Source organism: Bradyrhizobium sp. Leo78 (assembly GCF_059512425.1).
Map to the genome: position 1 here is coordinate 1 of NZ_JCAMOT010000038.1, position 12,882 is coordinate 12,882.

Genomic DNA, 12,882 nt, shown 5'->3' on the forward strand with positions numbered 1-12,882 from the left:
GGTCCTACCCCCGTGCTTTTTGTTGCACGGGACCCATGGGTGCAACCGGCACCCGGCTTTCCCTGCGCCCTCTGTTCAATGAGAGGGCGGAAAGTGAAGCAAAGCTCGGACGCAAAGCGCCGCGAGAATGCGGACTCATATCCTCACGCTATTTGAAATTTGAATCAGAACCCACCCCCCGTCGTCCCGGGCTTCACCCGGGACCCATAACCACAGGCCGTTGTCGTGTGCTCCGCTGCAACCGCTCGCTCGCGCCACAACACTTCCCTGTGGTTATGGGTCCGCCTTCGCGGGGACGACACTGATGCGAGGCGTGAGAGAATCGTAGGATGGGTAGAGCGAAGCGAAACCCATCATTCGTGCCGCTCGCTCCATCGCGATGGGTTTCGCTGCGCTCTACCCATCCTACAGGAGCTCCTACGTCGCCGCCCTCACTTCGGCGCGTAGGCCACACGAAAATATCGGTCATCGCCGGCACCTTGCGGCAAGCTGCATACCGCTGCAGGGCAGCTCGCAGCCGCCGCCTCGGTGCGATATTGCGGCAGATGACCGTCGAGCGAATAGACGACGCAAAGCGCGAGGCTGGCCCAGACGGCCGCGCTGAAATAAAGCGACATCCAGGCGATCTCGTCTTTCCAATGCTCGAAATCGCGCGTCACGACCCAGCGCGTGCTCACGTCGTGGAGCCCCTCGAGAAAACCGAGAAGCTTGCTGCCATCGGCAAGACCGGCCTGCCATCGGCTCAAATACATCGGGACGTCGACCGTAATGAGAAAGGCCAGATAACCGGCAATTCCCACGATCGCGACGATGAGGGCGATACGAACCGGACCGTTGAATTCAGGCAGCAGCCGGCAAAGACCAACCCCCACAACGAAGAAGGCGATCGCCCATATCGAGTTCTCGATGGCGTTGCCCAGATAGTTGGTGGACACCACCGCATACCACGAGAAGCACTCGGCAATGAGGATCAGGGGGACGATCAATTGCGCGGCGTTCAACGTGGTGTCCGCGCCGGTCATCCCGCCCAATTGATTGAGGATAATCGCCCACTGCACGGCAAAGCAGATCTCGGCCACGGTCGCGACCGATCGGCCAACGAAGACGCTCGATAGCCAGGTGTCGACCAGGCAGATACGCTGAACATCCGCGCGCGGCAGCAGCGACCTGAAGGCGCAGCCAAAGACATAGGCCGCGGAAAGCAGGAACATGGACTGGGTGCCGGAGCTGTTGACCGGGCCGCCCGAGGGAACTTGGTGAAACTCGCCGTACAGCAAGAACCAAAGCGCGATGTTGGCGCCGCTGATGAGGGCCAACAGACCCCACCACCGAACCACCGGATTTGGCCGCGCCCGCCACTCCATACTCATGGGGCCGTGCTCCCGCGTAGTCGAACTGACATTCGACGGTAGCAATTCTGTCACAAATCGCAACCTGATTGCGACGGTCTGACGGAGGCTTGACGCTTCTGTGACGCGGTCGACTGGGCGGCGCAACGCGCGCGGCCAGCCGGACTTAATGTGACGGAGACGCTACCTGCTCGCTCGCAGGGCGGGCGCAGGAAAAGCCGGCGACCAGTTGAGCGCAAGCCGCTGGCCGATCACGATCTCATCGGTCGACATTTTTGAAGCGACTGCGTTGCGGAACCGCGCATAGGTGTCCCGCTCGCGGCCGGTGGTTCGGGCTGCCGCGAGATTGAGCCACTTATAGGCGAGGATGAAATCCTGCGGAACGCCGTGGCCCTTGTCGTACATCAAGCCGAGCATGGCCTGCGCGAATGGGTTGCCCTGGACGGCCGCGCGGCAATAGAGATCGGCGGCGGCGTCATAGGCCTGCGGCGCGCCAAAGCCATGCTCGTACATGAAGCCGAGCAGGCCGAGTGCGGTTGCATTCTCGCGTTCGGCCAGCGGTGCAAGCTCCCGGAACGCGCTGACGTAGTCGCCGCGATGGAACGCCGCGGTCCCGCGCGAAAGACTGCTGGCCGCGACCGGCGCGGCGGCTGCCGAAAGCGCAACGGCCAAGAGCGCGAGGAGAAATCGACGCCCGGCGCGGATGCTCAGCATTCTCTGTCCTGCTCAATGGAAGCTGGTCGTGATTGCGGCGTTGGTCGGGGTCGTGGCAATGCTGCCGCGCAATTTCGATCGGAGTTCTTCCGCCACGACGTGAGCGTCGGAGCCGTCGCGGATGATCTGCGGGCGGATGAAGATGATGAGTTCGGTACGCTGAGTCGAATTGTTCTGGTGTCCGAAGGCATCGCCGAGGCCCGGAAGCTGGTCGAGCACCGGGATGGCGCTGCGGGTGCCGTTCTGCTGTTCGCTGATCAGGCCGGCCAGCAGCACGGTCTGGCCGTTTGCGACCGAGATCTGGCTCTTGACCCGCCGCTCCGATACCGTCGGTGTCAGGCTGTTCGCACTGGCTGCGGGCACGTTGCTGATCTCCTGCTCGACGTCGAGCCGGACATTGCCATTGACGCTGATGCGCGGCGAGACGCGGAGGATGATGCCGGTGTTGCGATAGTCGATCGTGTTGACGACGGTGTTGTTCGTCGTCAACACCGTCGCGCTTCCGGTCGATACCGGGACGACGTCGCCGACCTGCAGCGTCGCCACCTGGTTGTTGATCACCACCAGCGACGGGTTGGAGAGCACCTTGACGCTGGTCACCGCATGCAATGCATCGAGGATCAGGCTGGGCTGGGTTTCAGATCCGATCAGGAAGTTAAAGCCAGGGAAGGCCCGATTGATGAAAGCGTTGGTGACCGATCCGGCGACGGTGGCCGCCCCGGTCGTCGGGTCGGTAATTGTCGTCGGCGCCGCGGTGGCCTGGGTGTTGAGAATGGAGCCGGTGTTCGGCTTCAATCCGACATTCCGGCTCGTCAGGTAGGCCTGCACGCCATAAGACAACGTATTGTTCAGCGTGACCTCAGCAATCGTCGCATCGATCGCGACCTGCAACTGCGGCTGGTCGATCTGCACCAGCGTGGATTCGATGATCCGGTAGTTCGCCTGGTCGGCGTAGATCAGCAGCGTGTTGTTGACCGTGTCGGGTGTGATCCGCACGTCCTGCATCATCGGCTGGCCGTTTCCGGAACTGCGGCCGCTGTCGAGCGGAGCACTGCCGCCGTTCTGGTTGGGACCGGTCGGTTGCGCGCCAAGCCCGCCGTTGCCGCCGAGGCCGGGCGTGCCATTCATGGAGAGATTGCCGCGCGAGGCAAAGCCGCCATTTGTGTTTGACCCCACATTGCCGTTGAGCGAGAGGCGATCCCCGGCGCTTGAAGTTGCCGCTATCCCGGACCCCGGCGCGATCTGGCTGTCGGCACTCTCGGTCAGGCTCGACGACGATCCGCCGAGGAACATATCCGTCAGCACCCGCGCGATCTGGCGGGCATCGCCGAACTTGACGCGATAAACGTGGACGGTGGTCCGCGCGGTATCGTTTCGATCAAGCCGCTTGATCCAGGTCGCCGCGGTGCGAAGCATGTCCGGCTTCTTGGTCACCACCAGCACTGCGTTGAGGCGGGCAATCGGCAGGAACTTGATGATGTTCTGACTAAGGCCGTTCTCGCCGGAATCGACGATCTTCTCCATCTCGGCAATGATGGGAGCGGGCGAGCCGCTCGATATCGGGAATACGCCGACGGATTGGCCGCGCATCCAGTCGACATCGAAGCTCAGCACCGTATCGACCGCGGTGCGGCGCTCGGCCCCGGTTCCCTGAATCAGGATGAGGTTTCGTGTCGTATCGGCGCGCACGGCGCCGGCTTTAGTGGCGAAGCTGTCCATCAGCTTGAGCAGCGTTTGCGCCGACACATATTGTAAAGGCACGACGGAGACGCCGAACCCGGGTTCCGGGTTGCCGCTTGCCGTATCAACCCGGCCACCGCCGACCGCATCGCCGAGTGGCGTGAGTCGGTAACCGGTCGTATCGCGAAGCAGCACGACGCCGCTCAATCTCAAAGCATTTTCCAGCACGAACACGATGTCCGACTTCGGCACCGGACGGACCGACACCAGGCTCACCGTGCCCTGCACTCGCGGATCGATGGTGTAGCCGACATGCAGTATGTCGCCGAGGACGACCTTGGCGACCGTTGCAACCGGTGTGTTCTCAAAGTTCAGATCGAAGCCGTTGCCGTTCGCTGTCGGCTGCAGCCGCTCGTCCGACACCGCCGTGACTTCGGATCCCTCATACATGGCCGCGCGAACGCTGCCATTTTGAGCGCCACCAGCACCCGACGCGTTCACCGGTTGCGATTGCCGCGGCAACAGATCGAGCGAACGTACCTTGTCGGAGATATCGACTTGAGCCGAATCCACGCCTCCGACCGTTGCGGAATTGCAGGACGCCAGCAGCCCCAGCGACAACAAAGCAAAGGCGGCAGCAACGCCGCCACGAATCCGTTGGTAGCGGCCCAGCTTGCCTACGCGCACCATTAGTCCTTGCTGTTTCCGACTGGAGGATGTTCGACGATCCGTCCCTGTCCCCTCGGATTATTAGCGAGCCAACATGACAGAAATAAATTGGTTGCGTGATTGTTGCCCTGGCGACCATTCTGCGATGGAGGCCGAAGCATGAAAATGAGGCAGCAATTCAGATCAGGGAGGGTAGTCTCAAAGTTTTCTTTAGCGATGAGCAGGCGCCGCATTCGTATGCCTGTCACACTTCGGATCGATAACAACACGCCTGACGTCTGCGCTGCTTCAAATCATGTGACGGAATAAAGACGACATGGCCAGCGATCCGTCCTCGCAGTTCGTCGACTACCTCCGTCAGAACAAGCATTTGACGCCGGTTGATGGCGAGGCTGATCCGGCGGGACAGAGCGGCTCCGATCGCCGTCACCACAAGATCTGGGAAATCACCAATCTCTCGCCCGCCGAGTTTGCCGATGAGGCTGCTCGTTTTTTCGAGCTCGGCCGCATGACTTTGCAGGAGATGATGTCGGCGGCGCCGCTGGTGGCGTCGTTCTCGCAGCGCTTCCTGCGCGAGACCATGGTCTATCCGTGCACCACCTCCGATGGAACAATGACGCTCGCGGTCGTCGATCCGACCGATCAGGCGACGCAACGCGCGGCGCAGATCGTGCTCGGCACCGCCGTCACGGTCAAGATCGCAACCTCGGAGGACGTTGCCGTCGTCCTCGATCAGCGACTGAATGTCGATGATACTGACGCGGCCGGACCGGCGGCAGCGCTGCCGCGCGAGGACGACATCGAGAGCCTGCGCGATCTTGCGAGCGGCGCGCCGGTGGTCCGCGCCGTCAATGATCTGCTTGAAAAAGCCGTCGAACTTCGCGCCAGTGACATCCACATCGAGCCGTTCGCTTCCAGCCTCGTGGTCCGCCTGCGCATCGACGGCCTGCTGCGGCCGGTGGCGGCATTGTCAGGCGTGCTGCCGCAAGCCGTCATCTCCCGCATCAAGATCATCGCCAATCTCAATATCGCCGAGCGCAGGTTGCCCCAGGATGGTGCGGCGCGATTGCGGGCAGGGCGTTCCGATATCGATATCCGCGTCGCGATCATGCCGACGCAGCACGGCGAGTCGGCCGTCATTCGCATCCTACCAAAGGATCGCGGATTGCTGGTCGTGGAAAAACTGGGCTTCTCCGCATCCGACGAAAGCAAGTTGCGGCAGCTCCTTGCGCTGCCGCACGGCATGATCGTCATCACCGGTCCGACCGGCAGCGGCAAGACGACGACGCTTGCTACAATCCTCTCAATCCTCAACGAGCCGACGCGCAAGATCCTGACGATCGAAGATCCGGTCGAGTACGAAATTCCCGGCGTCAATCAATCCCAGATCAAGCCTGCGATCGGTCTGACCTTTGCCACCGCATTGCGCTCGTTTGTGCGCCAGGATCCGGACGTGATCATGGTGGGCGAAATCAGAGATGCCGAGACCGCGCATGTTGCGGTCCATGCGGCTCTCACCGGCCATCTGGTGCTGACGACGCTGCATACCGAGACGGCGGCCGCGGCGGTGCCACGCCTGCTCGACCTCGGCGTCGAGGGCTATCTCCTGCGTTCGGTCCTGCGCGGCGTGATCGCGCAGCGTCTGGTCCGGCAGCTATGCGAACGCTGCAAATCAGGACGGACGCTTGGCCCTGCCGATTTCGCCGAGGATCCGCGGCTTGTCGCATTCGGGTTTCGCGCCGGTGAAACGATCCAGGAACCGTGCGGATGCGAACGCTGCGGCGGCAACGGCTATCGCGGCCGGCTCGGTGTGTTCGAGCTGCTAGAAATCTCCAACGAGTTGCGCGAACTGATCGGGGAGAAGACCGACGGGCTGAAGATCGATGCGATGGCGATCCGTGCGGGGATGACGACAATGCTCGACGACGGCATCGCCAAATGCCGCGCCGGGCTGACGTCGCCTGCCGAAATTCTCCGCGTCACGACCATGCGGTGACCACGTGCCGAATTTCCGCTACCGCGCCCTGACGCAGAACGGCGAGATCGTGAACGGCACGATCAGCGCGCCGACGGCCGCCGAGGTCGCGCGCCGGATCGAATATCTGCGGCTCTTGCCGATCGAAACCATTGAGGACAAACGAGCTTCTTCCGGTGCGGGAGGTCTCGGCCTGTTCGGCCGGCCGAGCGCCGCCGAGATCACCACGTTCACGCGCGACCTTGCACTGCTGCTCAAGGCCGGCGCCCGCCTCGACGACGCCCTTGAACTGCTGTCCGGCGATGCCGATGTCGGGCGGATGCGCCCGGTGGTGGCGAAGATCCGGGCGGCTCTCCTCGCCGGCGAGAGTTTCGCCGATGCGGTGGCAGATCATCCGGGCTTGTTTCCTCCGATGTATGGCGCCTTGGTGCGCGTCGGCGAAGTCTCGGGCACGCTCGATTCCGTGCTCGAAATGCTGGGCGCTGAGCGCGAACGTTCCGAACAGATGCGGCGGAAACTCACCGACGCGATGCAGTATCCCGCCTTTGTATTGGTCGCGGCTTCGGGCGTGATGCTGTTCTTTGTTCTGTTCGTGCTGCCGCAATTCTCGACCGTGCTTGGGGATTTCGGTACGAAGTCCGATACGGCGCTCGCCACCTTCATCCAGTTGTCGGATTTCCTGCGTGCCAATGCGACGGCAGCCATGTTGATCGCGACTGCGACCATTGCAGTCGTCTGGTGGTTGTTGCGCCAGGCGAGCGTGCGCGCTGCAATGATGAACGGGCTATCGCAGCTACCCCTCATCGGCAACATCTTTCAGTTCTATCGCGCCAGCCTGTTCTGCCGCAATCTTGGTGTCCTGCTCGGCAGCGGGGTCAATCTCACGGCGACGTTACGTATCCTGGTTGACATCATGGCGGTGACGGGCAGCGAAGCGAGCTGGACGGCCGCTGCCGACCGCGTCCGGCATGGCGGGAAGTTGTCGGAGGCGCTTGCCGTCGCCAACAGCCTGCCGCCGATGGCGGTGCGTATGCTTCGGCTCGGTGAAGAGACGGGGCAACTGCCGGTCCTGGCGGGACGTGTCGCCGAATTCTACGAAGCAAAACTGCAGCGCAGCCTTGACCGCATCGTCGGCATTGTCGGACCGCTCGCGATCATCACGATCAGCACGGTCGTCGGCGGATTGATCGTGTCGGTCATGACGGCGCTGCTGTCGGTCACGCAACTTGTCGGTTAAGAGCAAGGGTCACATCATGATTTCGCTCAAGAGTATTACTGAACTGCTCGTCACTCGCTTCATTCATCGAGCCGCCCGCGAGAGAAAACAGCACGCCTATCGCGGTCAAGAGGGCTTTACGCTGGTCGAGATGCTGGTCGTGATCGCCATCATCGGCCTGATCATGGGCCTGATCGGTCCACGTGTGCTCAATTATCTCAGCGAGTCCAAGGTCAAGGCCGCACGCATCCAGCTGCAAAGCTTCTCAAGTGCGCTTGACCTGTTCTATCTCGATGCCGGCCGGTTTCCTTCATCTGCCGAAGGTCTCGCCGCGCTGGTGCAGCGGACGCCGGGGCTCGCCGCCTGGAACGGGCCGTATCTGAAGGGCGGCAATGTCCCGAAGGATCCCTGGAATCACCCTTACGTCTATCGGTCGCCCGGCGAGCACGGTCCCTATGACATCGTCTCCTATGGCGCCGATGGCCAGGAGGGTGGCAGCGGCAATTCCGCCGACATTTCTCTCGAAAAGACGACAGCCTCCCGAGATGAATGACGTCACGCAGCGCGGTTTCACCCTGCTGGAGATGGTGTGTGTGCTCGCCATCATCGCGTTGCTGGCTGCCGTGTTGCTGCCGTTCATTCCGCGTCAGACATCGCGGTCGCGGCTGCAGGCCTATGCGTTGCAGACCGCGACGCTCCTGAAAGCGGACCGTAACGCCGCCATCAACCGCAACACCAGCATCGCGACGCTGGTCGACGCGCCAAGCCGCGTGATCCATTCCGGTTCGTCGCGATCGACGATCCGTATTCCCGAGGACGTACGGTTCGATGCGCTGTTGCCGCAAACCTGCCAGCGGCAAGCCGCGCTGTCGACCATTCGCTTCTTCGCCAATGGCAGCTCATGTGGCGGATCCATCGCGCTGACACGGTTCGACGCCGGCTATGAGATCCGCGTCAACTGGCTCACCGGAAGAGTCGAGGTTGTTTCCCGTGACACCGCCACCAACTGATCGCCCCGACGCGGGCTTCACGATCATCGAGGTGCTGGTCGCGCTGGCGGTGGTGGCCGTCTCCATCATCGCGATCGGTACCGTCATGGCCGGCAATATGCGCGGCGTGCGGGCATTGGAGCAGCACGTGGCGCTGATGCAGGCGGCGCGCACCTTGATGACGGTGGGCGTTCCGCCGCGCGCGGAATTGCAGCAGGGCACCTCGACAGGCCAGGCCGAGAGCTATCGCTGGACCATCGACGTCAGTCCGCTTGGTGACGATTGGAATGTGCCGGGTGCTAATGTGCCATGGACGGCCGAACTGGTGAGGATACGCGTCAGGTCGCCCACTGGCGCGCTATCCGATGTTCGAACCGTACGCTTGATGCCGAGGCCATCAGAATGAGCCCGGCATCGGCAACGCGGCGCGCCCATGAGCGCGGATTTACGTTGATAGAGACCATCGTCGCGCTGGCGCTGATGGGGCTATTGCTGTCGGCGCTCGCGAGCATCACCGCGCAATGGTTGCCGAACTGGAACAAGGGATTTGGCCGGATCCAGCGCAGCGAACTGGCTGGGATCGCGCTCGAGCGGATTGCCGCGGACCTGGCCGCAGCCGAATTTATTCCCGCCAACCGCGACTCGCGTCGGCCGCTGTTCGACGGATCGGAATTGTCTGTCACGTTCGTGCGGACGGCGGTGGGGCCGAACGCGGGGCCAGGGCTCGACGTGGTGCGTCTCGGTGAAACCAAAGATCGCGGCGAATTCGTCACGGTCCGCTCGCGGACGCGCTTCACGCCGTTGCCCGTTGGGCTGTCGCTGTCGGAACAAACGCATCTCGGCGATCCGGTGGTGCTGCTGCAAGCGCCCTTTCGACTGTCATTCGCCTATGCCGGTCCCGACCATGTCTGGAAAAGCACGTGGCGAAACGCGGACCGGCTGCCGGCAATGATCAAGCTGACGGTGCGTGATGCTGCGAGCCAGCGCGTGCTGTCGGTCTCGACGATCGCGCCAGTCCATGTGCAATTGCCGAGTGACTGCACGAAGCCGGACGGCAAATGCAACGATAACAACGCGCAAGGCGCTACTGAACCGGGGGGACGCGATGACAGCGATCGGCGCACGTAAACCCTCAGGCGAACGCGGCTTCGTCATCGTTGCCGTGCTTTGGATCCTGGCGGCGCTGTCATCGCTCGCGATGGTCTTCGCCGCCTATTTATCGGCATCCACGCGGGCGATCGCCGTCAACGAGACAGCGCTGCAGACCGAAGCCTTGGTATCCGCGAGTCTCGAACTGACGGCCTACCAACTGGCGCTGGCGGACGAACGTACCAAGCCTCCCCACGGAGCCTTCCAATTCCGCATGGATGATGCGAGCGTCCAGGTCGCTTTCATTTCCGAGGCCGCCCGCATCGATCTGAACTTCGCTCCCAAGGAAATGTTGGCCGGCCTGTTTGCCACGCTGGGCGCCCGCAAGGACGCGGCCCTTGAATATGCGGATCGGGTCGTCGGCTGGCGAACCCGTCCCGTTCTCGGTAGCGCGAACGAGGAGGAGGCGCGTTACAATTCTGCCGGCTACTCGCCGCGGCAGGCTCCGTTTGTCCATGTCAATGAATTGGCGCTGGTCGTCGGCCTCCCGGCTGCGCTGGTGGAGCGTGCACTGCCTTTCGTGACTGTGTTTAATGGATCTCCCGATGTCGATCCGGCGATCGCGGCGCCGGAGGTCATCCAGGCGATGCCTGACAAACCTGCGAACAAGCCCAATTCGTTCGGAAATAGTTCGGCCTCGCTGAACCGGCCCCTGCCGGCGTCGCCGTCCGATTCGGGGAAGAACGATGCGTCGACCGCGACGAGTCCTTGTTATCGCGTCGAGACCACGATCCGTTTCCGCAATGGCCGCCGCAGCACTTCGGAGGTCGTGATCGCCATGGGCGACAAGGTCGACCCCTATCGCGTGTTGTCCTGGCAGGATGACATTGCACCGCGAAACGCCGTTTCACGTCGCGGGAGCACATGATGGCGATGATCGCGCAGGGCAGGGAGTGGTTCGAGCAATGGATCGCGGCGGTCGCGGGTGCGGTTGACGGCATGACGGACAGGCTGGTGCGTCAGCGCCGCATCCAGCTTGACGAGAATGCTGACGGCGCCTTCACCGCCAGCATGACCGCATCGAAAGACAATCTGGCTCCGACGGTTCTCTCCTTCCGGATCCGGCACGGCGCGCCGGAGCCGACGTTGCCGGCGCAGTGGAGTGCGGCCTTCAAGGGCAGCCGTGTCGAGGTGCAGTTGCCGGCCGATCATGTCATGACCCGTCTGCTCGACTTCCCAACGCGGGCGGCTGATTTTCTCGATGGCATGATTCGCTCTCAGGTCGACCGCCTGACGCCGTGGGCGGCAGGCGAAGCGGTGTTCGGCTGGAGTTCGCCGGTCCCGGTGGCTGACGATCGGATCGAAGTAGCCTTCAGTGCGACCTCGGCGTCGAAAGTCGATCCGTTGGTGCAGTTGGTGGACAGGTTGGGCGCTGCTTCCGTTGCCATCCATGCGCCGGCAGCGGGCGGCAGCGGCAGGCCGGTCCGGGTGAAGCTGCTCGACAAGCGGCTGCGCAGCATGGCGGGACCGAACGTGTCGCGCCTGTTGCGCGTCGCCCTGATCTCCACGGCCGTCGCCGCCGCTGCGTCATTGTTCCTCAGCATCTATCTCGGCGGCTCGCTGCAATCTGAACAGGACGATATCCAGCGGCAGATTTCGCAACGCCGCGCGGCATTGCGGGTTGACGCCAATGGCGTGGCGTCCGGCATCGGTCTCTTGGCAAAGCGCAAGCAGACGACGCCATCGAGCGTGATGGTGCTGGAAGCGCTTTCGCGCGTGCTGCCCGACACGACCTATGTGACCGAGCTGCGCATCGAAGGCGACAAGGTGCAGGTCGTCGGCATGACCCAGGACGCCCCCGCGCTCATCCGCCTGATGGAACAGTCGCCGCAATTCACCCGCGCCACATTCTTCGCACCGACCACCCGCGCGGCGAACGAGTCGGGCGAGCGCTTTCACGTCGAGGCCAATATATCAGCGTATTTTGGATCCGGCTCATGAACGCATCAGCCCGGTCATTGAAGGCAATCGGCACCTCGCCGTTCGTGGCGGCCGCGACCTATATCGGGCTGCTGATCCTGCTGCTGTTCGTGGCCATATCGTCGCTATCCGATCTGATCGGTCAGCGCAACGAACTCGCCTCGTTGTCGGCGATGCTGGCGCAGTTGGAGGGCCGCACGTCCAGAGCAGGCGGGGCGCCCGGTGAGACGATGCCAGCTGGATCGGCCTATCTCGAAGGCGCCACCGTCACGGTTGCCGGCGCGACGCTGTTGCAGCGCGTGGCGGGTTCGGTGACCAAATTCGGCGGCAATGTATTGTCGACCCAGCTCGATGTTCCCAATACACCTGCGAAGGCCGGCTTCATCAGCATGGTCGCGAGTTTTGAAATCGAGCAACAACAGTTGCAACAGGTGCTTTACGATCTTGAGGCCGGCATGCCGTTCTTGTTCATCGACCAGCTCGTCGTGCAGACCATCCTCGATGGGGCGAACACGAACACGGGCGAACGCCTGGGCAAGCTGCGCGTGCTGCTGGGTGTCTCCGGACAGTGGCGAGGGGCCAAGTAATGCGTTTGCCAGTCATCGTCATGTGCTGGGCGCTGTCAGTCCAATCCGTCGCCGCCGCGGCGCCTGACGCTGCTGGCGATGCATTGGATGCCGGACTATTGGATGACATGCGGCTCGGCGGGCCTGTCCTGACATCGCCACCGCCTTCCGAACCGGTCACGACAATGCGCGCGGTTCCACCACTGCCGGCACCGGTCCGGCCACTCAGTGCCAATCCGTTGTGGGGCATTCCGCTGACGCAACTATCCAACACACGCGAGCGTCCGGTGTTCTCGCCGTCACGCCGGCCGCCGCCCGTCGCTGTCGCCGAGCCTGTCGTCACCGAGCCGCCTCCGCCGCCGCGGAAGAAGGAAGTCGAACCTCCGCAACTGTCGCTTGTTGGCACCATTGCCGGAGACGACGAAGGCTTCGGCATCTTCCTGGATCAATCGAGCAATGCTGCGCTGCGGCTGAAAGTCGGCGAAGATTTTCAGGGCTGGAAGCTGAGTGCGATTCGCGGGCGGGAAGTCACCATGGAAAAGGACGAGCAGGGCGCTGTGCTCACACTGCCGCCGCCGGGGGGCGAGGGTGGTGGCGAGGTTCATCTCGTCCCGGTGAGCACGATCAGAACGCCATTGGTGACACGACGTTAGCT

13 protein-coding genes are annotated in these 12,882 nt (G+C 62.9%); 10 read left to right on the forward strand and 3 right to left on the reverse strand.

What is annotated here, in order from left to right:
- Positions 1-431: 431 nt before the first annotated feature.
- The 3 genes from AC5ZG1_RS33860 to gspD all read right to left on the reverse strand — a co-directional run bounded on the left by AC5ZG1_RS33860 (position 432) and on the right by gspD (position 4,433).
- Positions 432-1,370, reverse strand: coding sequence for a hypothetical protein (locus tag AC5ZG1_RS33860; protein WP_245474797.1), 939 nt, complete (start codon positions 1,368-1,370; stop codon positions 432-434).
- Positions 1,371-1,532: 162 nt separating this feature from the next.
- Positions 1,533-2,063 carry a tetratricopeptide repeat protein gene (locus AC5ZG1_RS33865; protein WP_456647193.1) on the reverse strand — a complete coding sequence of 177 codons (531 nt, stop codon included), beginning with the start codon at positions 2,061-2,063 and terminating at the stop codon, positions 1,533-1,535.
- A gap of 12 nt (positions 2,064-2,075) precedes the next feature.
- Positions 2,076-4,433, reverse strand: coding sequence for a type II secretion system secretin GspD (gene gspD / locus AC5ZG1_RS33870; RefSeq protein WP_496135430.1), 2,358 nt, complete (start codon positions 4,431-4,433; stop codon positions 2,076-2,078).
- A 295-nt stretch (positions 4,434-4,728) separates the two neighbouring features.
- Here gspD and AC5ZG1_RS33875 point away from each other — a divergent pair, with 295 nt between their 5' ends.
- Genes AC5ZG1_RS33875 through AC5ZG1_RS33920 form a run of 10 tightly spaced genes read left to right on the forward strand, consistent with a single transcriptional unit; the run spans position 4,729 to position 12,880 of the window.
- The gene (locus AC5ZG1_RS33875) at positions 4,729-6,408 is read left to right on the forward strand and encodes a GspE/PulE family protein (protein WP_130227118.1); all 1,680 of its coding nucleotides are present in this window, start codon (positions 4,729-4,731) and stop codon (positions 6,406-6,408) included.
- Positions 6,409-6,412: 4 nt separating this feature from the next.
- Positions 6,413-7,624: a type II secretion system F family protein gene (locus AC5ZG1_RS33880; protein WP_496135431.1), complete on the forward strand. Its 1,212-nt coding sequence runs from the start codon at positions 6,413-6,415 to the stop codon at positions 7,622-7,624.
- 16 nt (positions 7,625-7,640) lie between these two features.
- A complete protein-coding gene (gene gspG, locus AC5ZG1_RS33885; protein ID WP_496135432.1) occupies positions 7,641-8,156 on the forward strand; it encodes a type II secretion system major pseudopilin GspG in 516 nt (171 codons plus the stop codon).
- A complete protein-coding gene (locus tag AC5ZG1_RS33890) occupies positions 8,149-8,613 on the forward strand; it encodes a type II secretion system protein (RefSeq protein WP_130227116.1) in 465 nt (154 codons plus the stop codon). The genes gspG and AC5ZG1_RS33890 overlap by 8 nt, the downstream gene beginning before the upstream one ends.
- Positions 8,594-8,998, forward strand: a complete 405-nt coding sequence (locus tag AC5ZG1_RS33895; RefSeq protein WP_496135433.1) for a prepilin-type N-terminal cleavage/methylation domain-containing protein — start codon at positions 8,594-8,596, stop codon at positions 8,996-8,998. Before AC5ZG1_RS33890 ends, AC5ZG1_RS33895 begins: the two co-directional genes overlap by 20 nt.
- Complete coding sequence (locus AC5ZG1_RS33900) at positions 8,995-9,720, forward strand: PulJ/GspJ family protein (protein ID WP_496135434.1); 726 nt, start codon at positions 8,995-8,997, stop codon at positions 9,718-9,720. Before AC5ZG1_RS33895 ends, AC5ZG1_RS33900 begins: the two co-directional genes overlap by 4 nt.
- Entirely contained in the window at positions 9,698-10,609 is a 912-nt protein-coding gene (locus tag AC5ZG1_RS33905) for a type II secretion system minor pseudopilin (protein ID WP_496135435.1), read from the forward strand. Before AC5ZG1_RS33900 ends, AC5ZG1_RS33905 begins: the two co-directional genes overlap by 23 nt.
- Complete coding sequence (locus AC5ZG1_RS33910; RefSeq protein WP_496135436.1) at positions 10,609-11,682, forward strand: PilN domain-containing protein; 1,074 nt, start codon at positions 10,609-10,611, stop codon at positions 11,680-11,682. Before AC5ZG1_RS33905 ends, AC5ZG1_RS33910 begins: the two co-directional genes overlap by 1 nt.
- The gene (gene gspM, locus AC5ZG1_RS33915) at positions 11,679-12,248 is read left to right on the forward strand and encodes a type II secretion system protein GspM (protein WP_496135437.1); all 570 of its coding nucleotides are present in this window, start codon (positions 11,679-11,681) and stop codon (positions 12,246-12,248) included. The genes AC5ZG1_RS33910 and gspM overlap by 4 nt, the downstream gene beginning before the upstream one ends.
- Positions 12,248-12,880, forward strand: coding sequence for a hypothetical protein (locus AC5ZG1_RS33920; protein ID WP_496135438.1), 633 nt, complete (start codon positions 12,248-12,250; stop codon positions 12,878-12,880). The genes gspM and AC5ZG1_RS33920 overlap by 1 nt, the downstream gene beginning before the upstream one ends.
- Positions 12,881-12,882 lie beyond the last annotated feature (2 nt).